The sequence below is a fragment of the Paenibacillus sp. VMFN-D1 genome, assembly GCF_003386155.1.
In the GTDB taxonomy this organism is placed as follows: Bacteria; Bacillota; Bacilli; order Paenibacillales; family Paenibacillaceae; genus Paenibacillus_AQ; species Paenibacillus_AQ favisporus.
In genome coordinates this window covers 470,702-494,842 of sequence record NZ_QRDU01000003.1, presented here as the reverse complement: position 1 = coordinate 494,842, position 24,141 = coordinate 470,702, and the positions used below count along the sequence as shown (strand labels likewise).

General features: G+C 55.5%; 24 protein-coding genes. 16 read left to right on the top strand and 8 right to left on the bottom strand.

The window, feature by feature from the left end; translation table 11 throughout:
• Positions 1-28: 28 nt before the first annotated feature.
• Both C7820_RS23165 and C7820_RS23160 read right to left on the bottom strand, forming a co-directional pair.
• Complete coding sequence (locus tag C7820_RS23165) at positions 29-772, bottom strand: MBL fold metallo-hydrolase (RefSeq protein WP_258875361.1); 744 nt, start codon at positions 770-772, stop codon at positions 29-31.
• 204 nt (positions 773-976) lie between these two features.
• Positions 977-1,945: a hypothetical protein gene (locus C7820_RS23160; protein WP_116233023.1), complete on the bottom strand. Its 969-nt coding sequence runs from the start codon at positions 1,943-1,945 to the stop codon at positions 977-979.
• Between the two features lie 283 nt (positions 1,946-2,228).
• Here C7820_RS23160 and desA point away from each other — a divergent pair, with 283 nt between their 5' ends.
• The 3 genes from desA to C7820_RS23145 all read left to right on the top strand — a co-directional run bounded on the left by desA (position 2,229) and on the right by C7820_RS23145 (position 5,095).
• Complete coding sequence (desA, locus tag C7820_RS23155) at positions 2,229-3,287, top strand: Delta(5) desaturase DesA (RefSeq protein WP_116233022.1); 1,059 nt, start codon at positions 2,229-2,231, stop codon at positions 3,285-3,287.
• A 69-nt stretch (positions 3,288-3,356) separates the two neighbouring features.
• Positions 3,357-4,499 (top strand): sensor histidine kinase, encoded by a 1,143-nt coding sequence (locus C7820_RS23150; protein WP_116233157.1) that lies wholly within the window; start codon positions 3,357-3,359, stop codon positions 4,497-4,499.
• Positions 4,496-5,095 carry a response regulator transcription factor gene (locus tag C7820_RS23145; protein ID WP_116233021.1) on the top strand — a complete coding sequence of 200 codons (600 nt, stop codon included), beginning with the start codon at positions 4,496-4,498 and terminating at the stop codon, positions 5,093-5,095. Before C7820_RS23150 ends, C7820_RS23145 begins: the two co-directional genes overlap by 4 nt.
• A 41-nt stretch (positions 5,096-5,136) precedes the next feature.
• Here C7820_RS23145 and C7820_RS23140 read toward each other — a convergent pair whose 3' ends face one another.
• Both C7820_RS23140 and C7820_RS23135 read right to left on the bottom strand, forming a co-directional pair.
• Positions 5,137-6,546 carry a sensor histidine kinase gene (locus C7820_RS23140; protein ID WP_116233020.1) on the bottom strand — a complete coding sequence of 470 codons (1,410 nt, stop codon included), beginning with the start codon at positions 6,544-6,546 and terminating at the stop codon, positions 5,137-5,139.
• A complete protein-coding gene (locus C7820_RS23135; RefSeq protein WP_116233019.1) occupies positions 6,524-7,261 on the bottom strand; it encodes a response regulator transcription factor in 738 nt (245 codons plus the stop codon). The genes C7820_RS23140 and C7820_RS23135 overlap by 23 nt, the downstream gene beginning before the upstream one ends.
• A 164-nt stretch (positions 7,262-7,425) precedes the next feature.
• Here C7820_RS23135 and C7820_RS23130 point away from each other — a divergent pair, with 164 nt between their 5' ends.
• The 5 genes from C7820_RS23130 (at position 7,426) to C7820_RS23110 (ending at position 12,470) form a co-directional block, all read left to right on the top strand.
• The gene (locus C7820_RS23130) at positions 7,426-8,292 is read left to right on the top strand and encodes a hypothetical protein (protein WP_116233018.1); all 867 of its coding nucleotides are present in this window, start codon (positions 7,426-7,428) and stop codon (positions 8,290-8,292) included.
• Between the two features lie 237 nt (positions 8,293-8,529).
• The gene (locus C7820_RS23125) at positions 8,530-9,627 is read left to right on the top strand and encodes a threonine aldolase family protein (protein ID WP_116233017.1); all 1,098 of its coding nucleotides are present in this window, start codon (positions 8,530-8,532) and stop codon (positions 9,625-9,627) included.
• 139 nt (positions 9,628-9,766) lie between these two features.
• Positions 9,767-10,273: a DedA family protein gene (locus tag C7820_RS23120; RefSeq protein WP_076173067.1), complete on the top strand. Its 507-nt coding sequence runs from the start codon at positions 9,767-9,769 to the stop codon at positions 10,271-10,273.
• A gap of 93 nt (positions 10,274-10,366) precedes the next feature.
• Positions 10,367-10,966, top strand: coding sequence for a peptide-methionine (S)-S-oxide reductase MsrA (locus C7820_RS23115; RefSeq protein WP_258875376.1), 600 nt, complete (start codon positions 10,367-10,369; stop codon positions 10,964-10,966).
• Between the two features lie 325 nt (positions 10,967-11,291).
• Complete coding sequence (locus C7820_RS23110) at positions 11,292-12,470, top strand: MFS transporter (RefSeq protein WP_258875360.1); 1,179 nt, start codon at positions 11,292-11,294, stop codon at positions 12,468-12,470.
• Positions 12,471-12,592: 122 nt separating this feature from the next.
• Here the strand turns inward: C7820_RS23110 and C7820_RS23105 are convergent, their stop codons facing one another.
• Both C7820_RS23105 and C7820_RS23100 read right to left on the bottom strand, forming a co-directional pair.
• Complete coding sequence (locus tag C7820_RS23105; RefSeq protein ID WP_089549316.1) at positions 12,593-12,883, bottom strand: transporter; 291 nt, start codon at positions 12,881-12,883, stop codon at positions 12,593-12,595.
• Between the two features lie 46 nt (positions 12,884-12,929).
• Positions 12,930-13,247: an LSm family protein gene (locus C7820_RS23100; RefSeq protein WP_076173065.1), complete on the bottom strand. Its 318-nt coding sequence runs from the start codon at positions 13,245-13,247 to the stop codon at positions 12,930-12,932.
• Between the two features lie 352 nt (positions 13,248-13,599).
• Between C7820_RS23100 and C7820_RS23095 the strand changes: the two genes are divergently transcribed.
• From C7820_RS23095 to C7820_RS23080, 4 genes are all read left to right on the top strand, one after another.
• On the top strand, positions 13,600-14,736 hold the full coding sequence (locus tag C7820_RS23095; protein WP_116233015.1) for a serine hydrolase domain-containing protein: 1,137 nt from the start codon (positions 13,600-13,602) through the stop codon (positions 14,734-14,736).
• Positions 14,737-14,803: 67 nt separating this feature from the next.
• Positions 14,804-15,652, top strand: a complete 849-nt coding sequence (locus C7820_RS23090; protein WP_116233014.1) for a MurR/RpiR family transcriptional regulator — start codon at positions 14,804-14,806, stop codon at positions 15,650-15,652.
• Positions 15,653-15,842: 190 nt separating this feature from the next.
• Positions 15,843-17,441, top strand: a complete 1,599-nt coding sequence (locus C7820_RS23085; RefSeq protein ID WP_116233013.1) for an ATP-binding protein — start codon at positions 15,843-15,845, stop codon at positions 17,439-17,441.
• Positions 17,442-17,490: 49 nt separating this feature from the next.
• Positions 17,491-17,766 carry a hypothetical protein gene (locus C7820_RS23080; RefSeq protein ID WP_116233012.1) on the top strand — a complete coding sequence of 92 codons (276 nt, stop codon included), beginning with the start codon at positions 17,491-17,493 and terminating at the stop codon, positions 17,764-17,766.
• Positions 17,767-17,779: 13 nt separating this feature from the next.
• On the opposite strand, the gene C7820_RS23075 is transcribed toward C7820_RS23080, so the two are convergent.
• Positions 17,780-18,328 carry a GNAT family N-acetyltransferase gene (locus tag C7820_RS23075; protein WP_116233011.1) on the bottom strand — a complete coding sequence of 183 codons (549 nt, stop codon included), beginning with the start codon at positions 18,326-18,328 and terminating at the stop codon, positions 17,780-17,782.
• Positions 18,329-18,481: 153 nt separating this feature from the next.
• Entirely contained in the window at positions 18,482-18,916 is a 435-nt protein-coding gene (locus C7820_RS23070; RefSeq protein ID WP_116233155.1) for an Lrp/AsnC family transcriptional regulator, read from the bottom strand.
• Between the two features lie 164 nt (positions 18,917-19,080).
• Between C7820_RS23070 and C7820_RS23065 the strand changes: the two genes are divergently transcribed.
• The 4 genes from C7820_RS23065 to C7820_RS23050 all read left to right on the top strand — a co-directional run bounded on the left by C7820_RS23065 (position 19,081) and on the right by C7820_RS23050 (position 24,137).
• The gene (locus C7820_RS23065; protein ID WP_116233010.1) at positions 19,081-19,533 is read left to right on the top strand and encodes a VOC family protein; all 453 of its coding nucleotides are present in this window, start codon (positions 19,081-19,083) and stop codon (positions 19,531-19,533) included.
• Positions 19,534-19,708: 175 nt separating this feature from the next.
• On the top strand, positions 19,709-22,039 hold the full coding sequence (locus tag C7820_RS23060) for a helix-turn-helix domain-containing protein (RefSeq protein ID WP_116233009.1): 2,331 nt from the start codon (positions 19,709-19,711) through the stop codon (positions 22,037-22,039).
• A gap of 229 nt (positions 22,040-22,268) precedes the next feature.
• Positions 22,269-23,225: an ABC transporter permease gene (locus tag C7820_RS23055; RefSeq protein WP_116233154.1), complete on the top strand. Its 957-nt coding sequence runs from the start codon at positions 22,269-22,271 to the stop codon at positions 23,223-23,225.
• A gap of 12 nt (positions 23,226-23,237) precedes the next feature.
• Entirely contained in the window at positions 23,238-24,137 is a 900-nt protein-coding gene (locus C7820_RS23050) for a carbohydrate ABC transporter permease (RefSeq protein WP_089549307.1), read from the top strand.
• The last annotated feature ends 4 nt before the right edge of the window (positions 24,138-24,141 follow it).

The following is a 24,141-nucleotide window of genomic DNA, read 5'->3' as shown; positions in this document are numbered from 1 at the left end:
GCAGCTTTTTTGTTCCAGCCGATGGGGCTCAGTCCATACCCACCAGCGCTTCAAGTTGAGCCCGAATGGCGCCCCGGGCGAATCCGCCGTGATAACAAATGACGTTCTCGATCTCGTAATTCAGATACCTCTGCAGCGAATGTACCGCCGCGTCCATATCCGGCGTGGAAGGGCGGTGGGGTCCCATCAGCTTGCCGTTAACGCTGAACATCGCATCCCCGGCAACCAGCGTTTGGCTCCGGTGCAGATACAGACTGAGGTGTCCCGGCGTATGTCCCGGTGTATAGATCACCTCGATTCCTCCGCAATAGGGCAGCACCTGCCCGTCTTCCAGCGGGTGATCGACCCTGCCCTTAGGCAGGTTGGCGATCAGGAAGGAGACAATCTGCCTGCGCTCACCTTCCGGCAAGCCTTCCAGCTGCCAGGCCATGTGCTCCATGGTGGCCTTCATTAATGGGAGCTCGCCTTCGATATACGGCTTCTCCAACGGGTGGGCGTATACGTTGATGCTGAATCCCGCTTCCTCCAGAATCTCCGGCAGGCTGCCGATATGATCGATATCCTGATGGGTCAGCAATATGGCCCGCAGTCGCTCTGCCGGAACGCCGTGCCGCTCCATTTCGGTCCGGATCTTCCCCCACTGGCCGGGCGTACCGGTATCGATCAGCACCGCATCAAGTCCGTCCCAAACAAGCGTAGGGTGTAACGTCTGGGGGCCTCCAAATCCGTCAATCTGCAGTTCTAGCATGATTGCACCATGTTCAATGATCAAGGGAACACCTCCTTTATAGTCAGTTCATAGCGAATGGGCTGCGAAGATACACCTCCCTACCAGAATAACGTTCCAAGCAGGCGTAAGGATACGTGAACAGCGTGCCGCTCGAAAAAAAACATTACCGGTCCAGGCAGCGAAGGACCCGACCCCACATAAAAAAAGCGGCAAGGCCCATGGGCCTCCCGCTAAACTCGCAAAGCGTTAGGATTTTTTCTTGTCGGAGCCTCCAAAGTTCAGGCCGAGCTCGCCGTCATGGCTGCCGACATTGCCGCCGACCTTAAAGCTGACGCCTTTACCGCCGCCAACTTGCGCCCCGGCATGTGCCCCGAGACCGTGATCGCCGCCCACATGGGCACCTGCGCTGACGCCGGCCCCCTGCCCGCCGCCAACCTGGCTGTTCACATAGGCACCGATGCCGTGGTCTCCGCCAAGCTGGGCTTCCGTATTCAAGCCGATTCCCTGCTTGATGCCGACATGTCCGTCGGCGTGGACGCCCAGGCCGTACTTGCCGCCCAATTGGGCGCCGGTATCGAAGCTGAGGCCATGGCTGCCGCTTACCCCGGCTTCACCTTGAACGCCGAGCCCGTAGGCTTCGCCGCCGACATGCGTGCCGGCTTGGGTGCTGACGCCGGTGCTGTCCATCTGGCCGCTGGCGCTGACTCCAACGCCGTGTTTGCCGCCGATTTCCATCGAGGTGTTCATCTGAACACCTTTTGTGGATTCGGCTTTTTGCTCACCCTTTACGGCTTCGCTTTTCACTGGCTCTTCTTTCGCGGCCTTTTCCTTGACGGGTTCGCTTTTTACCGCTTCACTTTTCACAGGAGCTTCCTTTACGGCCTCAGGTTTGACTGCCGTATTCTCGGGCTTTGCCAGCTCTGTTTTCTCGGTAGTAGGGTTAATCTTGAATTTGTAGCCTTGGGGCGTAGGTTCAACCCGGTTCCAATCATAGGGGAACGGCTGTGGAGCGATGGGGGCAAACGGATAAGGATAGGAGTTGAGCTGCCCGTTCGTGTCGTATGCGTAGTACGTGCGGTAGGGAACCGGATAAACGTACTGGGGCCACGTATAGGGAAGGGCGTATGGATAAGAGGATCGCTGGTTGTAAGCATAAGCATACGGGTCCACGCATGGCTGCCAGCACGGCCCGTACGGATGTCCATTCGTAATCATGGGGAACCTCCATATTTGAATTTAATACTATAACCTATTCACATGGAGCCCGTGATGACACCCGCCTATGGGTTGTTTCTTCGAAAGAGAAGATGTATTATTTCCGAGCCTCGCTAAGGTGCCTATTCGCTTGTCTCTCACACCCCCGGTATATGACGTTTGTCATACTCCCTACCTGATGTTCATGACTACTCGGTGACGGTCTGGTTTTCTATACTTAGGCTAGAAGACGTCCTCGGAAGCCCCGAGTATGACGGCATGCTTCATTCAGGGAGGAAGACAGATGAAAACACAAACCAAGGTCACCAATCTAAAAAAAGAAATGGCCCCCTATGAGAAAAGCAATACGAAATCGAGCATCATGCAGGTCGTGACAACCCTAGGACCTCTGTTATTACTCTGGTACGCCGCATATTTAAGCTTATCCGTATCGTATTGGATAACGATTCCTATAACCCTGATTGCTTCCGGATTCGCCATTCGGACCTTTATTATTTTTCACGACTGCTGCCACTATTCATTCTTTCAGAATCGGCGGGCCAATGAAATCATCGGTATGATTACGGGGATTCTGACGCTTGTTCCGTACCAGCAGTGGAAGAACGAGCACTCCATTCATCATGCCACGAGCAGCAACCTGGATAAACGGGGGATCGGCGATATGTGGGTGATGACCGTGGATGAATATGCCGCGGCGTCATGGACGAGGAGACTCGCTTACCGTTTCTATCGCCACCCGGTTGTTATGCTCGGACTCGGGCCGATCTTCGTGTTTGTCATATCGTACCGTTTTAACCGTAAAGGAGCGAAGCGGAAGGAACGCATCAACACCCATGTGACGAATGCAGCGATTGTCGGTTTGTATGCAGTGATGTGCTGGGCGGTAGGCTGGGAGGCGTTTCTGATGGTACAGCTCCCGATTTTATTCGTATCCGGGATGCTGGGCATTTGGCTGTTTTACGTGCAGCATCAGTTTGAAGATTCCTACTTTGAAAATGAAGACGAATGGAGCTACGTAAAAGCTGCGGTGGAAGGAAGCTCGTACTACAAGCTGCCCAAGGTGCTGCAGTGGATCACAGGCAATATCGGTTTCCATCATGTCCACCATTTGAGCCCGAAGGTGCCCAATTACAATTTGGAGAAGGCGCATAATTCGACGCCGCCGCTTCAGAAGGCTACGACTATTACGCTCGCGACGAGCTTGGCCTCTCTTAAATTCCGGCTGTGGGATGAGGAGAACAAAACATTTGTCAGCTTTAAGCAGATCAAACTTGGTCGGCGGCAAACCGAGCGTGGAGCTAAACCGATCAAAGCCAACAGAGCAAGCATACAAGGGGAATAGCGCTGTGATCCCGCGTTTATGATAAACTACAAGGAATACTATCGTTCGCACATCGGGGGGGCAGCGGCCTTGCAGAAATGGTACCAAATTTTCCACAGGAGCACAGGACTGAGTCCTTATGTATGGGTCATCTTTTATATTTTCCCTTTTTACTTCATATTTCGTTCTTCGTCCACGGTTCATGTGGTGTTTGGCACCCTGATGATTTTAGCGTTCTTCGGCTGCTATGTGTTGTCGTTTGTATCCAAGGGCTGGTGGTTATATTTTTGGACGTCCATTCAGATTCTGATATCCTTGGCCATGACCCTGATCTTCGGATATGTCTATTTCGCGCTCTTCGTTGCGTTCTTTATCGGAAATATTCATCACCGGGTTGGATTCGTTACGCTGTATACGATTCATCTCGTCACAACAATGGTTACGGTGAATTATGAATATGTGACGCAGAATCCCGTCATGATTACCCAAATTCCGTTCGTCCTGATCAGTCTGATCGCGGTGATTCTGCTGCCTGTCACCACATACTATCGGAACAAGCGAGGGAAACTGGAGACACAATTGGAGGATGCGAATAAGCGGATTTCCGAACTGGTGAAGCTGGAGGAACGCCAAAGGATTGCCCGCGACCTCCATGATACGCTCGGTCAGAAGCTGTCCCTTATCGGGCTGAAGAGTGATTTGGCCGGCAGATTAATCAGCACCGACCCGGCTCAGGCGAAGTCCGAGATCAATGATGTGCGTCAAACGGCAAGAAATGCTTTGAAAGAAGTGCGGGACATGGTCACGCAGATGCGCGGCACGCGCCTCGAAGATGAAATGTTTCGTATCAAACAGATCCTTAAGGCGGCCGAGATTGAATTTGTCATGGCAGGGGACCCGATTCTCAGCAATACTTCGTTATTGGTTGAAAATGTGCTGAGCATGTGCCTGAAAGAAGCGGTGACGAATGTGGTCAAACACAGCGGCGCCACCGTCTGCTCGATCGTCATCGAGTCGTCTGCAACCGAGCTGACGATGAAGATCATCGACAACGGGATTGGAATCCAGACGGACTCGGTCCTGGTCAGAGGAAGCGGTCTGCGCGGAATGAAAGAACGGCTGGAGTTCGTAAACGGCAGCATGGAAATCGCCACGGGCATCGATCCGGGCACGAAGGTGATCATTAAAGTGCCGAACGCCGTTAAACACCCGGATAAGGAGGTCATCATATGATCCGAATCGTTATAGCCGAGGACCAACGAATGGTGCGGGGCGCGCTTGCCTCGCTGGTCAATTTGGAAAAGGATATGCAGGTTGTGGGCCAAGCGAGCAACGGCGAGGATGCCGTGAAGCTGGTTCAGCAGCTGAAGCCGGATATTTGTATCATGGATATCGAAATGCCGGGGAAGAGCGGGCTCGAAGCGGCCGAGGAACTGAAAGGAAGCGGCTGCAAGGTGATGATTCTGACGACCTTTGCACGGTTTGGCTATTTCGAGCGGGCCATTAAGGCCGGGGCATATGGATATTTGTTAAAAGACAGCCCCAGCGAAGAATTGGCAAGTTCCATTCGGAGCATCATGGCGGGCAGACGGATTTATGCGACAGAGCTCGTGGACGATGCTTCCGGTCAGGAGAACCCGCTTACCCCACGGGAAAAGGACGTGCTCGGCCTCATTGCCGATGGCAAGAACACAAAGGAAATCTCCAGTCAATTGGATATCACGCAAGGAACGGTCCGGAACTACATTTCCGTTATTCTGGATAAGCTTCAAGTCACGAATCGGGTGGAAGCCATCACGCGCTTTAAAGAGAAGGGCTGGTTCAAATGATTCGATCCCGATGGCCCCTTGGAATGGATTTTGGATGAACCTTAAGGTTTACCGGGTCCGTTTCCAGGGGGCATTTTTGTATTGGACCCTGCAGCCGTTGGAGCTGCCGGAAAGCTCATCGAGATCACAGCCCCGCCTTCCTGCCGGTTGCCTGCGGCAATGATCCCGCCGCAACGCTCCACAATCGCCCGCGAGATCGCCAGCCCCAGGCCGGACTCCCCGTCCTTGCCCTTTACGAATCGGTGGAAAAGAAAGGGGAGAAGCTCATCCGGAATGCCGGGCCCGTCGTCGCTGATGGTCATTTCGATCCGACCCTCCACGACCTTGGCGTGTACATTCATTTGCTCAACGGCATAGCGGGCAGCGTTGGACATGATATTCAGCAGTGCCTGAAGCAGCTTGTCCCGGTCGGCCACGACCTCGAACGGCCCGGACGGCGGGGCGTAATCGATCTGCAGCCGGATCCCTTTCTTGACCAGCAGCGGATTCATGCGTTCCGAAGCTTCAGTGATCAGTTCCTTCAGGGATACAGCGTTTTTGCGGAATACATCCTCTTCGCTGTCCAGCTTCGCAAGAAGGGTCATTTCCGTCACCAGCTTCTTGAGCCTGCCGCTTTCGCTGATGATGATATCGAGGCCTTTGCGGATGCGCTCACCTTCAAATACCCCGTCACGAATGCCTTCCGCATAACCCGCGATGGACATCAGCGGGGTTTTCAGCTCATGCGACGCGTTTTGGAAAAACTGCTTCTGCACATGGTTAAACCGGTCCAGCTCCCCGGCCATGTCATACACGGACTCCGCCACGGAGCCGATCTCTCCTCCGGCTCTGACGAAGCGAACCTCGGAAAACCGGCGCTCCTTGACCTTGATCAGCTCCTCCTGCAGGCTCATGAGCGGTCTGATCAGCTTCTTTGTAATAAACAAGCTGAACGCGACCATGAACGCGCCTCCGACGCCGAAAATGATCAGCAGCCGCTTCAGCAGCGCCTGTTCAATCGTTTTGACGCGGCTTACCGGCGTAAGCAGCGTAAGCGTTCCCTGCGGCATGACGCTCACGGACGTAATAAACCTTTTGTCCGTCCCCTCTACAATGTCCTTGAAAGCCTGCTCGCCTGAGACGCCCTTCACGGCCTCGGCGATCTTCATGGCGGGATTCGGGGCGGTCACGGGCATGCTTTTTCCCTGGATATCCGTAAAAATGGCCGCAACTCCGCTGGTTTCCGCCATTTTAACCGGCAGGGCAGGGGCTGTGGACAGCTCCGCCGCAACGGTTTGAATGCTGTCGACCCGCAGCTTGGCGGATATGACGGCGCCCATGGCCTTCAGGTCCTCCTTCTGGGAGCCGATCAGGTGGTCCAGCAGGACGAAATGGATCACCACGGCCGTAACGGACAGGACCAGCAGCAGCGCGATCCCGAAGGCCAAATTAATCTGATGCACGAGCTTCATCGTTAGCGTCTCCTCCTTCGTGTCTTAACCGGTAGCCATGTCCCCAGATGGCTTCGATCGGCACATGCTCCAGCTTTTTACGCATCCGTTTGATCAAGTGGTCGACCGCCCGGTCGCTGCCGAAATAGTCGTCGCCCCAGACCCGGGTCAGCAGCTCGTCCCGCGTGAAGGCGCGGTTCGGATGCTCGGCAAGCACCTGAAGCATCGCGAACTCCTTGCTGGTCATGTCCACTTCTTCCCCGTGCCAGAATACGCGCCGTTCGTCGGGGATCAGCTGCAGCCCTCCCGTTTCGATCCGGACCGGATAGGACAGGCCCGCTGCGGCATCGCCGGATCCGCTCAGCTTGTACCAGCGCTGGAGCTGCCGCCTGATACGCGCGACGAGCTCGCGGGGGCTGAACGGCTTGACGAGGTAATCGTCGCTGCCCAGCTCCAGGCCCAATATTTTATCGACCTCGTTGTCTTTGGCGGAGATCATGATGATCGGCACTTCCGCCTCCTGCCGGATTCGCCGGCAAAATTCGTAGCCGTCCATGCCCGGAAGCATGATATCCAGGACCCACATGTCCGGCGGTGACGTCCGCCACAGATTCCATGCTTCTTCGGCGCTGCCGAGGCCGACCGTGCGGTAGTTTTCTTTTTGTAAATACGCCTCGACAAGATCCCTTATATGTACATCATCATCGACCACGGCGATGACGTAACTGTTATTCATCCCATGTACCTCCCGGATTGGAAATTCATCTCCAGTATATCAAGCGGGCACCTTTGTATGGAGCTCTGCCATTGTTTTTCCATAATTTCTCCCGCAGGCTGCCACAATCGTTCCGTAGACTGGGACATGTAACACCATATCCGAATTAAAGGAGTGCTGAATCAATGATTCGAAACGCATGGTTTAAAAAGACGGTAGCCTCTGCGCTGCTCATGTCCGCCGTAGCGGCCCCGGCTGTAACAAATGCAGACGCGAGTGAACAGCCCCAGGTTCCTTCCGATGTTCCAGCCAAGGTGGCTGCGATACCGGCAATCAAGGGAGCGGTTATTAAATCTGCTATAGCCGATCCGCTCGAGCTGGCCCAAGAATATGCGCCGGACACCGTAGAGGACTGGAAGCAGACATTGGAGCAGTTCAAAAAGGTGGCAGGAGAGGGTCCACGCTTCTTCAGCGCAATCAAAGCGGTTCCTGTGGATGATGCAGCGAAAGTAAAAGCGGGTGCGGCAATTCCGGGGGAGAAGATCCGGATTGAAATCCTGGATAAGCTGAAGGACAAGGCGGCCGAGGTGCTGGGTCAGGCCAAGGATCTGGAGCTGGCCGATGTGCCGGGTCAGATCAAGGTGTTCGATAAAGCCGAGGTGCCAGGCCAGATCCTGGAATTGGACAAAGCTGAGGTATTGGGCCAGATTAAGGAGCTGGTGAAATCCGAAGCGGCGGACCAAGCCAAACCTGTGGATGAGGCCAAGGCGCTCGGACCTGCTAAGGTCATCATCTCCAAGCTGGGGGACCTGAAGGTGGAGGCGGCTAAGACTGAGCCGGCGGCGGCAGGCGACTCAGAGCATTCCAGAACGTTGAGCATTGCCGTCAGCAAAGAAGCAAGCGAGTCCGCCATTGCGTTTATGAAGGCCCACATCGCTTTGCATGACGCCGTGGAGTCCAAGGACGAGGCGGCCATCAAGGAAGCGCTCGCCAAGCTGCTCGTTCAATACAAGGCGCAGATCAAGGAGCTTGAAGCGGCGGCTAAATCTTAATCGTTCCGTTGAGCAGCCCGTACAGACACATAGAGGAGATATGAAGGCAGTCCCTGTTTCCAGCCCCGGCTGGAGCTGGGACTGTTTGCGTGCGCAAAAAATTTTGCATCTCCCTTTCAAGATTTAGTATGCTAAAGACAGCAAACAACGATCGTTGTTGAACATGTCACGTGAACGGCCGGACTTATGTATCGTCCGGTTGCAATGCGCGAGTTGAAAGGGAGTCGGTCCGGAGGAATGAATACGGGTAAAACATTGGCAGAAGCAGGCAAGCAGGCAGAATATGTACTGGGAGGGCACGGTCCCCGAAATCTGGAGGTGCTGAAGGAGGCCTTCCGGGAGGTGGACGGGTCCCTTGGCGGCGATGCCTACGGCAAAGGCACGGTGATAGAGGATTTCCAGAACAAGATGGCGGCGTACCTGGGCAAGGAATCGGCCGTCTTTTTCCCGAGCGGGACGATGGCGCAGCAGATTGCGCTGCGGATCTGGTGTGATGAGAAGCAGGTGAAGAAGGTGGCATACCACCCGCTGTGCCACCTGGAAATCCACGAAGAGGACGGTTTGAAAGAGCTGCATCATATTGAACCGGTGCTTCTGGCGGACAAGGATCGCCTGATCCGGCTGGAGGACGTTGAGCGGATGCCGGAGGACGTCTCCTGTCTCCTGCTGGAGCTGCCCCAGCGCGAAATCGGCGGTCAGCTGCCGGACTACGGCGAGCTCGAAGCGATTTCCGCCTATTGCCGCGAAAAGGGCATCCGCCTGCATCTCGATGGAGCGAGACTGTTTGAGGTTACGCCTTACTATGGAAAAACCGCCGCGGAAATCTGCTCGCTATTCGACAGTGTCTACGTTTCTTTTTATAAAGGCATCGGAGGCATTTCCGGTGCGGTCTTGGCGGGAAGCCCGGAATTTACAGAGCGGTCCAAGGTATGGAAGCGACGGCACGGCGGGGATCTGTTCAGCCTGTATCCGTATGTAGTCAGCGCCGATTACTATTTTGACCGGCGCATTGGACGGATGGCGCAGTATTATGAGGATGCCAAGGAGCTCGCCGCGCTCTATAACGAATGCCACGGCGTCACCACAAGGCCGGCTGTTCCCGTATCGAATATGTTTCACGTCCATATCCAGCTTGGCAAAGAGCGGCTTGAGGCGCTCCTGGTGGATATCATCAGCGAAACAGGCATTCAATTGAATCATTATGTAAAAGATAACGGGGATTCGGAGTCCTCCTATGAAGTCAGCATCGGGGACTTGTATGCCAAGGTGCCCAAAGAACGGATCCGGGACGCGTTCCGGGCGCTTGACCGGAAGCTGAAGGAAGAGCTGAGCTAAGAAAGGGTCAAACTATTGAGGATGGGATTCTCAACGGACCGGAAGGCGGCATAAGTTAAAAGGGGGGCCTGTCTGGCAGCGTGCCTTCAGGGCTTCAGCATGGACTATTTTTGCTGGGTATGGGAGGAACCGAAAGAGTATGGATACGTTGATGGGACTCATTGAGCAGGTGGGTTATTTTGCGTTCTTTTTCGTATTGTGCTTAGGCGTTATTGGCCTCCCGCTTCCGAACGAGGTGGTGGTCATGATCGGCGGGGTGCTTGCCGGGACGGGGCATCTGGCACCGGTCTCTTCGTTTATCACGATTTACCTGGGGATCTGTTCAGGCTTGACCGTCGGCTTTGTCGTCAGCCGTCTGGCGGCAAGCCGCCTGCTCGACCGTCTGACCAGGTCCAAGCGGATGGCCAGGTATATCGATAAAGCGGAGCTGCTGAACCGGAAATACGGCAATATGGCCATGTGCATCAGCGTATTCCTGCCTGTTCTGCGAAACGTGACGCCGTATGCCGTTGGCATGAAAGGGATGGCTTACCGCCGTTTTGCCCTGGTCTCTTACACGACGGCGTTCGTGTGGACGCTGCTGTATTTTCTGATCGGCAGCACACTCGGCCTCCAGGTCGACGATATCAGTACGATGTTCGCCTAAATGTTGAAGGGGGTGAAACCATTGCGCATACAGGATTCCGGATCCCATCATTCTCAAGAGTCAGGTGCTGCTCCGGAGATAGTGACGCTGGGGATGGGCTGTTTCTGGAGCCCGGAGGCATTGTTCGGCCACATGCCTGGGGTAATCCGGACGCGGGTTGGCTACGGAGGAGGAACGACATCAGACCCAACGTACCGGAACATGGGTGATCATACAGAGACGGTCGAGGTCATGTATGACCCTGGCGTCATTTCCTTTTCCGACATGCTGAACGCGTTCTGGGACAATCATAACCCTTTTAATATTAACGATTACAAAGGCAGGCAGTATTTGTCGCTGCTCCTCTATCGCGGTGATGGACAGCTGAAGGCGATTCACCAGGTCCTGGCCTGGCGCGAGGAGCAGGGCAAAGGACGGCCGGATACGGAAATCGCTCCCCTTACGGCCTGGTACCCGGCGGAAGACCGCCACCAGAAATACTACTTGAAAAGGCATCCGGATGCGATCGAGCAGTTGAGCCGGCTCTATCCGACGCATGAGGAGCTGGTGAGTTCCACGCTGGCCGCCAGGCTGAACGGACTAGCCAAAGGATACACGAGCCTGGAGCGAATACAAAAAGAGATCCATACCTGGCCACTCGCGGAAGAGGAGCGAAGCCTGCTGCTGGAAACGGCCAAGCGGATTAAATGGTGATATATAACGGACAGAAAACAAACCGAAGGAGGACAGGCTCCTTTGGTTTTTTTGTGTAAACGTATGATTCACTTACAAATTGTTAGTTAGTCAAAATGGCAGGATTATATCCAAATCATTTGCGTTCTTACGATTTGTTTGTACCTTTCATATAATTCAATCAAGTGAAAAGAACGGTGCACGTTGATGTGCCAGACGTGGCCCGGCGCTGTACCGGTCTTGCGCTCATTGATTCTATAAGTATCGGCTTCAGGGTGCACCAAGGCATGTGCCGGCCATGCCTCGGATCCACCGGCTGCCGGTCGTATATATGGAGGGTATGAACATGATCCAACAAATGAATCGCTTATATATTTACTTACTGACGCTGGGCGTTTTCCTGACGGCCACCTCGGAGCTGATCGTCAGCGGCGTGCTCAGTGAGATCGCCGGTGATATGAACGTTACCGTCGGTGCCGCGGGGCAGCTGATCACGGCGTATTCTTTAGCCTTTGCGATCGGCACGCCGGTCTTGATTTCGCTGACCTCCCGTCTCGGGAGAAAAAAGGTGATGCTGGGTTCGCTGCTGGTTTTCGCAGCCGGCTGTGGGCTGTCCTTCGCCAGCACCCATTTTGTCCTGCTGATCGCGTCGCGCATCATTCTGGGTATCGGTTCGGGCGTGTACCTGGTGGTCGTGTTCAGCGCCGCCGCCAAGCTCGTCCCGGCTGAGAAGGTCGGCAGCGCCATCGGTACGATTATCCTGGGCTTCAGCTTGGCCATGGTGCTAGGAGTCCCGCTTGGTATCGCCATTACCGGCTGGATCGGATGGAGAATGATCTTCGTCCTGCTGGGAGCGATGAGCCTACTGATCATGGCGGCGATTTACCGGCTTCTCCCGGCCGTGGAAGGTAATGAGCCCGTCTCCTTGGGACGCCAGCTGCGCCTGCTGGGCAGCGGAGTTATCGTGAGTGCTCTGTTCATTACGCTGTTCCGGGAGACCGGGAATTCGGTGATGTATACCTATATGACCCCGTTTTTGCAAAGCGTACTTCACATGAACGCCGCAGGCGTGGCGGTGACCATGCTGGGCTTCGGCATCCTCGGGGTGATCGGCTCCCGTCTGGGAGGCTACGCCGTGGACCGGTGGGGGGCCGTACGCATTCTGCTGGCCGGTCTGCTCGTCCATGCCGCGGCCCTGGCGCTGCTGCCGGCGTTTTCCTCCTGGCTCGTTCCGGATCTCATTCTGATCGGCGTGATGATGTTCGCCATGTTTGTAACCGCGCCAGCCATTCAAACTTACTTTATCCAGCAGGCCCCGGAATCCTCCGATCTCGTACTCAGCTTGAATACGTCGGTGACGCATTTAGGCCTGGCGGCGGGGGCAGGCATGGGAGGAGCCGTGATCAGTGCCACCTCCACCGTGCTGTACAATCCTTGGGTTGCGGGTCCGGTGGTAGCGCTGGGCCTGGGAGCCGCTATCGTCTGCTTCTTTCTTGGCAGGAAGGCATACCGGAGGCTGGCGTGACGGTTGCGGCTGCGGCTGCGGCTGCCATCCTGAGCGTGTATGACCCATGAAAAAGCGGCGGTACGCCGGGAGCGTCAGGGACGCTTTCCGGATACCGCCGCTTTGTCGTACAGCAGGCGTTTCTAGAAGCAGGTGAACGATTGGATGGTTCTGAGGTCGAGCCCCGAGTACATCCAGAAAAATCCGTTCCAGCGGAATCCGGCAACGGAGGTCCGGCCGACGAAGACGGGATAGAACCAGAAGCCCGGACCGCGTACGGGCCAAATGAACGTATTGCGGAAAAGGCAGCCGGAGATCGCGCCGGGATCAACGGCGAGCGCCGATGCGCCGGTTTGTGCAGGCGTAAATTGCGGCGGCGGGGATGAAGGCGGCTGCACCTGGCCTTGAGGGCCGAAGGGAGGCATGAATGCCATGGGAATGACTCCTTTCTTTGCTCATTTGAGCATAGTTATGGCGAGCTTACGCTAATAAGCTGATGACTAGCAGTTCGTACAGGACCAGAGGCAGGATGGTTTGGTTAAAGAAAGGGGGGCGTCCGGGGATGAAAGCCCGGTGTCCGGATGACTGCGGAATTTGGATATACACGATACCCTTGTCGCAGTGCAAGAGGGTTCCTTCAAATACATCGCCGTCCAGCGTTTCGATCCGGACATGCTTATTGACATGTTGGCGGCACAGCTGCTTGAAGCGTTCCCGAGCCGAATGAAGCGTTTGGCTCATATGAGGCTCTGCCTGGTACAGCGTTTGGTGCTGATAGCTTGAATATTGCACACTCATGACGTTGACCTCCGTTTGGAATTGACCTGCTGCATCCTATGCAGATGCCTAGACGGAAGTGTCTTAAAATGAACGAAATGTCATAAACATCAGTAGGGACGGTCCTTAATGGCTGTGGATCAATGGATGTCGCTGAGTTTATAAATAAAAATTTCTAAATATATCACTTGTGTTGAAATAAAATTTCGCAAGCGATATAATAGGCACCAGAAATGTTAACATCTCAAGGCAGCATACAGGGCTTTTCGGCTCATTCGCGTGGCGGTTGCGGATTGCACCGTCTGTTCGGAGCATTTGCGCCTTTGAGTCTGCCGACGACCCTGGAGGGAGCCGGAAATCGGGAGGGAAGATCATGTACGCTGGTATAGCGGAAGGAGCCAAGGCGCTTGGCCTGGACCCCAAAGGGCTCGAGGCCGCCGGGCGTGCCATTGAGCGGGAGATGGCCGCCGGGGTGATACCCGGGGCGGTGCTGGCCGTCACCCGGCACGGGAAGGAATGGGTTTATGCAGCGGGGAGCGCAGACCCGGGTCCGGATCATCCGCTCCCGGCCGGGCCGGATGTCCTGTATGATTGTGCTTCGCTGACCAAGGTGAGCGTCACGCTGCTGCTTGTGCTCGGACTGATCGATGGCGGCGTCCTGACGCTTGGTACAAAGGCTGCCGCCTGGATCCCTGAGTTTACCGGTGAGGGGCGGGAAGAGGTGACGATCGGGCAGCTGCTCACCCATACCTCCGGTCTGCCGGCGGATCGAAATATCCACGCGCACGGCTGGACGCAGCCCCAAATGTGGGAGGCGGTCACCGGCGTGGCGCTGCAGCATCCGCCGGGTACGGCCGCCGTCTACAGCGATCTCGGCTTCCTCCTTCTCGGCCGGATCGTCGAGAAGGCGGCGGGCATGCCTCTGGACCAGGCAGCCAAGGCGCGGATCTGGGAGCCGCTCGGCATGGCCGGCGCCGTCTTCGCCCCGCCGGCCGGGCTGCGGGCGCGGACCGCCCCGACGGAATATGACCGCGCTGCCGGCGGTCATCTCCAAGGGGTGGTCCACGACGAGAAAGCCCGCGCCCTCGGCGGCGTCTGCGGGCACGCCGGCCTGTTCGCCACCGCCGGCGACCTGGCGCGCTATGCGCGGATGTGGCTGGCCGGCGGCGCCGTGCCGGAGCCGGCCGCGCCGGGCGGCCAGCCGCGGCGCGTCCTGTCGGCGGCGGCCGTCAGGGCCGCGACCCGGACCCATACCGCCGGCATCGCCGGGGCGAACCGGGGGCTCGGCTGGGTCCTGAAAGGGGACCGCTGGGACGCCTCCGGCGACTGGATGGGCCCGCGCAGCTACGGGCACACCGGGTTTACCGGGACCAGCCTGTGGGTGGAGCCCGATCTGGACCTGGCGGTGGTGCTGCTCACCAACCGGGTCTATTACGGCCGAAGCGGCAGCGTCGGCGTGCTGCGGGCGGCGGTGCACAACGCGATTACCGCCGCCGTCAGAGATGGATAACGATGCGAACGAGAACGAGCAGTGATGAGATCTGCTACGATACGATACGGGCAAAGGAGAGAGCATCATGAACGGGGGACTAGTCAGACTGCGAGAGATTTTGGACGACCTTACGCCCTCAGAGCGCAAAGTGGCTGAATACATTATCAGCTATCCGCACAGCATACTCGACATGTCCGTAGCGCAGCTGTCTGCGGAAAGCGGCGGCAGCCAGGCGGCGATCATCCGCTTGTGCAAATCCATGGGGGTGAAAGGATACCCGGAGCTGAAGCTGAAGGTGGCCGGGGACCTGAACCAGAACGAGGAGCGCTATGAGTACCGGGAGATTCGTCCGGGCGATTCCATGGAGCAAATTATCCAAACCGTGTCCGCCAACAACATTCAGTCGATCCGGGACACGGTAACGATTCTTGATCCGAAAACCGTGGACCGTGCGGTGGAGGCGTTAAGCCAAGCCTCCCGAATTTTTTTCTACGGGCTCGGGGCTTCCCATCTGATCGCGCAGGATGCGCATCACAAATTTTTGCGGATCAACAAGACAAGCCATTCCTTTACCGATCCGCATTTGGAGCTGACCTCGGCGGTCATGCTGAATCCAGGCGACGTGGCGGTTGGCATTTCGTATTCGGGCGAAACGGCCCATGTCATCGAATGCCTGAAGGAGGCGCGCGCCTGCGGAGCCAAGACCATTTCCATCACCAAGTACGGCAACAATGCCGTGTCGGCGCAGGCCGATTATCCGCTCTACACGTCATCGACGGAGAACGAAATCCGCAGCGGCGCGATGTCGTCGCGGATGACCCAACTGAACGTCATCGATATTTTATATTTGGGCGTGGCCAGCCGGGAATACGATCAATCGGTCCGGTATTTGAAAAAAAGCCGGGAGATTATCAAGCGCCTGACGGGCCGCTGATCGAAACAGGTTATGGCTTATCCTAATACATCCTCTTTCCTGGGGCATTGACGGCTCTGCGGGAAGGGGATGATTTATTTTCAGGTAAAATCTTCATATTATGCGGACGCATTCTTCCCAAAGGATGATAGAATAGAGGGAATTGAACGTCATCTTGGGATGGAATATCGGCATAAATGGGGTATAGGCAATGGATAAAGAGATAGACCAAATGGATGATCGGCAGATCATTGCAGCTTTTAATGCGCATTACAGGCAGCGGGGCCTCGATCCCGCCAAGTTTCCCGTTCTCAGCAAGCGCTACACCAAAGAGGAACTGGAGGAACGGTTGTCCTTTTATAAGGAATATATTGATATCATCCTTTTTTTCGTCAACAAGTTTCTGTCGACCATTCAAGGGACCCCGATCCTGGTCACGGTGACCGATCAATGGGGATATCTGCTGGAATGCTACGGCGAGCCGATGTTTCTCGAGGCCATCGCGGAGCTGGGCATTACCAAGGGGGTCCGTTACAACGAGGAAACCGGCACGGGCTCAGTTCCGCTGTGCCTGCGGTTTAAGCGTCCGTTCCACACCTTAGGCGAAGAGCATTTCTTCGAGGCGCTCCATGGCATGGCCTGCTACTCGGCCCCTTTCCACCGGGAGGACGGGGCGGTGCTGGGAACGCTTTCCCTGATGACCGGGGTCGATTCGGCCCATCCTCACCTGCTGACCCTGCTGTGTACCATGGTCGATTCCGTGGAGCGGGAAATGCTGCTTCGCCGGAACAACGCCCACCTGCACACGTTGAACCAAGTGCTGCTGGAGGCGAATTATCAGGGGGTTGTCGTGACGGACGCCGCCGGCCGGATTATCGACATGAACGATCAATACTTGAGAATGCTCCGCTTGGACGGCGGGGACAAACATTTACACCTGGGCACGCCGGTGCTGGAGCACCGCCTGGTTTCCCCCTATTTCGAGCGGGTGCTGGCCAGACAGGAGGAATGCATCGGCGTGGAGCTGCAGGACACCCGGATGGACGCCGACAGCTATTATATGCTGGACGTTCTGCCGGTTTTTGATATGGGCGGCTGCCTCTGCCGCATTATCGGTACCCTGCGGGATATTACGGAAATGAAGAGGACCGAGGAGGTGCTGCGGAATACGGAGAAGCTGGTATTCGCCGGCCAGCTTGCGGTCGGCATTGCGCACGAAATCCGCAATCCCCTGACCACCGTCAAGGGCCTTATTCAGCTGGCGGGACCGACCTCGGGACTGCGGCATTATGACCTGATTATGTCGGAGCTGGACCGGATGAACCTGATCGTTGGCGAGTTTCTCATTTTGGGCAAACCGCAGGAAATCCGCTTCCGGGAAGATTGGTGCATGACGATTCTACAGGAGGTGCTGAGCCTGATCGAAATCGAGGCGGCGAAGAACAATGTCCGCATCCGGTGCACCTGCATCCGTGAGGAGAAAATTTCCTGCGACCGCAATCAGATCAAGCAGGTGTTTCTGAACATCCTGAAAAATGCCATTCAAGCGCTGCCCGGCGGGGGCCGGATCGACATCGTGCTCGAGGCAGACGACGGTTACCAGCGGATCCGGTTCGTGGACAACGGAATCGGCATGCCCGAAGAGGTGCTGGAGCGGATCGGGGAGCCATTCCATACGACCAAGTTGGAAGGTTACGGTCTGGGCATGATGATCGTGAAGAAAATTATCGCTTCCCACCGCGGCATCCTGAACATTACAAGCGAGCCCGGCAAGGGAACGACGGTGGAAATGGGACTGCCGATCGGCTGATCGAACAGTCCCTGATGAATAGAAATGGAGTTAAGCGAGGCGTCGCGAGATGAAGGTCATGTGGAATTTTGTGGAAATCGTCAGAAATGTCGTGTATTTATTCCTTGGTTTATGCGTGTGCGGGTTTGCAGAAAAAAAACTGACGGCGAGAATCGACGGCAGAATGGATCTGATGCTGCTGGTGCTGCTTGCAGATCTGATGCTGCTGTTCGTCTTCCACCGTCAGGTCATCGGCCCGAAAGCCAACAAACTTCCCGTTAGAACGAGGAATTATTTAATCATAGCTGCGGTGCTGATTTTCATCGCGGTTTATATGCTGAGCTGACATCCGTTGACTGCTAAAACAACAGATACCAGAAAACAGCCGTTTCCTGCGCATGCTCTTTAAAGCCCCGGTATAGATAGGAATCAAAGCCTCCAATAACAAATCCGCAGCTTTCATAAAATTGGCACGCCCGCACGTTGTTGCTCTGCGTCTCCAGCATGAGGCCGGGCGCGTGGCCGGTCTTGGCCCAGAGCACCGCCTGCTCGATCAATTTCCGGCCGATGCCGTGTCTCCGGGCGTTCCGATCCACCCGAAGGTCCTCGATATAGGCGTAGCCATTCCAATTTTTCGCCAGCATGATCCGGCCGACGGCCCGATCTCCCGCTAAGGCCAGGTAGACCGCACGGTCCGGACGGCCGATGTACTCCGACAAATTTCCGCTGTCTTGGTCCGCCTCGTCGGGGTAGCTTTTTTGATAACTGGGCACGACGGGTTTAACCGTATAACCGATCCCTTGGTCCGTAACGGACAGGACGAGCTCGGAATCTACCGTAAAGCTGCCGTCGATCTGAATGTGCTCCGGGTGGTCCCGGTCTGTCATTTCCCTGATCTGAATATCCATTTATCGTATCCTCCTGATTCGCGGTTGGATTTTGAACTTGAGTCAAAATGCTACCTTGCAATCCGGAGGCGGGGCTCTGACTTAACGAAATACAAGCTGTGCCGTCATGACGGTTGTCCTCCTATTTGGCAGAATAAGGACACACCGGCTCTATCACAGCAAAATCCGGTGATCCAATATATTTTTCAGGCTGATATGCGATTTCGACGGGCCAAACCTTGCCAGGGCGTCCTGGAAGTCGGCTACCTCGTCGACGGACCCCGTCTGGACGTGAATGAGATAGTTGTACTCCCCACTGATACGGAACAAGCCCGTCACTTGCTTGGACTGCGTGCAAAATTCCACCAGCTCGCTGCATAGCTCGGTCTTCATCAGGATAAAAGAGGTCGTTCCCCGCTGCAGCTCTCGCAAATTCAGATCGGTGCTGTACCCCGTGATCACGCCTCGTTCCTCGAGCTTAACGATCCGCTCCTTCACGGAAGGCTGGGACATGGCAATCTGCTTGCTGATCTGGGCGATCGGCATTCGCGCTTCATGCTGCAGAAGCTTTAAAATTTTCAGGTCGATCTCGTCAACTGCCGTGCTCAAATTCACCATCTCTCCTGTACTTGATCTAAAGATAAGGTAAGCATACGAAAATAACTTATTTTATGCAAATCGGGAAGGCCCAATTCCTTATTCCATGCATGTCGATCGCGGTAATGAATCTATAAAATAAAAGCGATACGAAAAGCATAAAGGGAGAGATGGTTATGAGCGTGAAAGGACTGGCCCATGCGGCCATTCAGGCAGAGGATTATGAAGGAACGCTTGATTTTTATATCCGGGTTTTCGGGTTTACGGTCGGTCACTCATGGAGCCTGCCTGCGTTTAAAATTAAGACGGCCTCGATGCTGGTTTCACCTGACGGGCGGACCTGCATTGAGGTGTTCGACAGCGGCGCCGAAGTTCCGGCCGAGGGGGATAAAGCGCCATCGCGCGAGGAAGTGAAGCACGGCGCCCTGCTGCATCTGGCATTCTACGTGGATAACGTGGACGAGATGGTAGACAAGGCGCTCGCTCACGGGGCGCGAATTTATGTGGAGCCGGGGAATCTGGAGCTGGGTGAGCCGCCGCTCAGGGTTCGCAATGCGGTCCTGCACAGCCCGAACGGCGAAATTATCGAATTGATCGAGGAAGTGGATTTTAACGTGGGAACCCGTTGAGGTTCTGTATGAGATGGAGGCAGCCGAAGGTTTCGGCTGCTTTTTTGTATGTCATATAACCTTACAAACTCGTTGATAAAAAATATGAAAGCACTTACAATATGGATATTTAGACATGTTTCGCGATGTGTTTTGTCGAATCGGCATTCCAGAATGAAGAGAGGAGAAGTGATCCATGCGATGGGCCAATGGATGGAAAATCCAGTACATTTTCGTTCGATTCATGATCCCTTATTTCTTGTTCATGCTGTTTACCCTGCTTGCAGGGGCCTTGTTTTACAGGCAAACCTATGACGTGGTGAAAAAGGAAGTCACGCACAGCAATCTGCAGATGCTGGATCAGGTGAAAGAAACGGTCGACAGCCGCTTCAACGAGATTAACCGGATTTCCCTGCAGCTGCAAAGCGATCCAGCCGTTCAGAGCTTTCAGCAGGTGAAGGAACCGTTCCGGGACACGACGGCGTACAAGGTGTACCGGACGCAAAAAAGCCTCTACAGCTACAATGCAGCCAATGGTTTTATTCTTAACTACTATTTGATCTTCAAAAATAGCGATTTGGCGCTATCCCCGGATTCCACTTATGAACTTCCCTCGTTCTATCGTTACATGTTCTCTGACCCCAGCAAGGATTACGCAACCTGGAGGAACGATCTTCTCGGCCATTTCCGCAACCGGGAAATCATGTCGTCCGGATCCACGGTTTATCAAGGCAAGACGACGGATCTGCTGACCTATGTCCAGTCTCTCGGATACCCCGGTCATATTCAGGGGGCGCTGATGATACTGGTGGACAACCAGCGCCTGCAGTCGCTTCTTCGTGGAATCGACATATCCGACGGGGGCTGGGTTTCCATCGTGGATGAGAAGGGACGCCTGGTTACATCCCTGTCAAGCGGCGGCATGGTGACCCGGCAGAGCCTGCCGCCGGGAGCGAAATCTGGAGTGATCGAAGCTTCAGCGGCTACCGGCGGCATGATGATGACCTATACCACCTCGTCCTATAACGGATGGTCCTATGTCGTCGCCCAGCCGCCCCATGTCGTCCTGAGCAAAGTGCTGGCCATCAAGCATACTACCGTGACCATTCTCCTTGCGTTCCTGATTTTTGGCCTCATCCTTGCCTATCTGTTCGCTACACGGAGCGGCAGGCCGATCGTGAACATCACGACTGCCCTGACATCCCGGCTGAACGGCGGGGAGTTGAAGCGGCCGAAGGATATGTACGGCTATATCCAGCACTCGCTCGCGCGCCTGATCGACAACAACGACGAACTGCAGCAGGAAATCGAGCGGCAGGCCCCGCTGCTGCGGGAGTCGTTCTTCGGGCGGCTTCTTCAGGGCGAATACCTGATGGGTGAACACGTCGAATCCCTGCTGAAGCATCAAAACGCCGATATTCAGGGCAGCGGCTGCGCCGTCGGAATCGTTCAGTTTCACCGCGGCGGACACCGGTTTCAGGAGGAGGAGCTGCGCGAGCTCGATATCGAACGCGTGCTCATCCAGGATATGCTGGGCCGGACGCTGAAGGGCTGTCCTTTCACCTACCCGGTCGCCGAGGATAAAATCGCCGTCCTGTTCGTCAACGGACAAGGCGGTCCCGGCGCCTTCCGAAAGACGGTGGAACGGGAGCTCCAGCAGCTGACACTGGAAATCAGCCGCCACGGGCTTCAGGCGGGCTTTGCGGTGGGAGGCTACCGAACCTCGCTCCTTGAAGTGCCGGAGTCCTTTGAAGAAGCGAGGCAGGCGCTCTCCCGGCTGTATGAAGCCGGGACCGGCCAGTCCGTCTGGTTCGAGGATCTGGCCCATGATCACCGCGGTTTTTATTTTCCGTCAGAGTCGGAAAACCGCCTTATGAATTACATCAAAGCAGGCGAGACGGAGGAGGTCCGGAAGCTGCTCGCCTCCCTGTACCGGGAAAATTTCGAGGAGCGGCACCTTCCCTTGGCGATGCAGCAGCTGTTCGTTCTTGACCTGGTGGGCTGCCTGGTCAAAGTGCAGGATCAGCTGATGGTGAAGGAGCAGGCGGACATGAGGCAGCTGCTGCATCAGCTCGGCACGGCCAATCACCCGAAGCAGGCGTTTGATAACGCGACGGAGAGATTCGCGGAAATTTCGGACGACATCGATCGACGCAAGAAGAGCCGCAACGTCCAATTGATCCGCGATACGGTGGACTACATTCATCACCAGTACGGACAGGCTGATCTCAGCCTGGATGCCGCGGCGGATCATCTGAATATATCCAAGGGGTATCTGTCGCAATTTTTTAAAGAGCAGACAGGGGTCAATTTTTCCGAATACGTTGAGAACCTCCGGATGGACACAGCCAAGCAGCTGCTGTCCGAGACCAGGCTGCCGATCCGGGATATTGCGCAGCAGGTCGGGTACCACGCGTCCAGCACCTTCTGCCGGGCCTTCAAGCGCGGCAGCGGCATCAGCGCAACGGCGTACCGCGATATCGCACATAAGAAACCGGCTTCCCCTCTTCACCGTCAGGATGCATAAGTGTTTTTGGGCCAGGGATTTCCTGGCCTTTTCGCTTTAACGGGAATACCCCGCCAGCGGCCGGCTGCCTAAGGCAAATAAGCCCGAATCTAAAGAAATGTATACAAGGCGGACAAAGGTCAACGGCCTTTCTGAACGAGGGTAAACCCGCCGGGGAACAGGCAATTTACACCTTAGGCGGTCCCGGTCTATGCTGGGTCCAATCAAGGGGGGTGAAAGTGAATTGAGCATGTCGGTGACCGAGCGAAAGACAAGGGCAGCGCGCAGGACAGGAAGGAGACCCGCCGTAAAAAAGCTGATCCACAGCTGGCAGTTATACGTGCTGATGGCGCTGCCGCTCCTGTATTTGATCATTTTCAAGTACGTACCTATGTATGGCGCACAAATCGCTTTCAAGAACTTTATTGTGACCAAAGGCATTTGGGGAAGCGAGTGGGTCGGGCTGAAGCACTTTGAGCGTTTTGTTCATTCGTACGACTTCTGGAGGATTTTGAAAAACACCTTGATCCTCAGCTTTTACAACCTGGCTGCGAGCTTTCCGTTTCCCATTCTGCTGGCGCTCGGCCTCAACTATTTGCGGGGGCGGGTATTCAAGCGGGCGGTGCAGATGGTCACGTATGCCCCGCATTTCATCTCGATTGTCGTCATCGTCGGGATTATCCGGGAGCTGCTCGACCCGAGAACGGGCATCGTCAACAAGCTGCTCGGCTTTATCGGTGTGGGACCGGTCAATTTTATGGCCGAGATTTCGATGTTCTCTTCTATTTATGTCTGGTCGGATGTCTGGCAGCATGCGGGCTTTAACTGCATCATTTTCATTGCGGCGCTTGCCGCGATCGACCCTGCCCTGCATGAAGCGGCCGTGGTCGACGGGGCCAGCAAGCTGCGCCGGATGTGGCATATCGACCTGCCCGGCATTATGCCCATGGCAATCATTCTTTTGATCCTGAGCACCGGGCATGTGCTCGACGTCGGCTTTGAGAAGGTGCTCCTTCTCCAGAACCCCATAAACCTGAAGGCATCCGAAATTATCGACACGTACGTGTACAAGGTCGGTCTGACCTCGCAGGTGGCGAATTACTCGTACTCAACTGCCATCGGCTTGTTCAAGTCGGTCATTAACCTGGTGCTGCTCATCGTGGTCAACAAGATCGCACAGCAGTCGAAGCAGGCAAGTCTGTGGTAAGGAGGGAAGACCATGAACGGCACGTTGCGCAATGATTCCCGGGGGGACAAGGTGTTCTCGCTCGTGAACGGCGCCATCGTCACCCTGTTTTTTATCAGCGTGCTCTATCCGATCGTGTACATCGTCAGCGCGTCTTTCAGCGACTCTAATGCCGTCGTGTCCGGCAAGGTATGGCTGTGGCCGGTTCGTCCGACGCTGGAAGGATACGCTGCCGTATTCGACTACAAGATGGTATGGACCGGATTTAAAAACTCCGTCGTCTACACCGTGACAGGCACCGCCCTCAACGTCTTCCTGACGGTGCTGGCTGCTTATCCGCTGTCCCGTAAAGACCTGTACGGCAAAAACGTATTCATGATTCTGTTCATGTTCACGACGATGTTTACGGGGGGACTGATCCCCAGCTATCTGCTGGTGCGGGAGCTCGGTATGCTCGATACGATCTGGTCCATGATCATTCCGGGAGCGCTGACCGTATGGAATGTCATCATCGCCCGGACGTATTTTCAAATGTCCATACCGGACGAGCTGCTCGAGGCGGCACGGCTGGACGGATGCAATGACTTCCAGTTTTTGTGGAAGGTGGTCATCCGGCTGTCGGGACCCATTCTCGCCGTGATTACGCTGTATTATGCGTCGGCCAACTGGAACCAGTATTTTAACGCGATGATTTATTTGAAATCCCAGGACCACTACCCGCTGCAGCTCGTGCTTCGCGATATTCTGATCCAGAACGATGTCGACACGGCGATGCTGGCGGCCGATCCGCAGGATGCGGCCCGCAGGGAGGCGCTCAAAATTTTGCTGAAGTATTCCTTGATTGTGATTTCCATCTTTCCGCTTCTGGTCGTGTATCCTTTTGTTCAGAAATTTCTGGTAAAAGGCGTCATGATCGGCTCATTAAAGGGATAAGGAG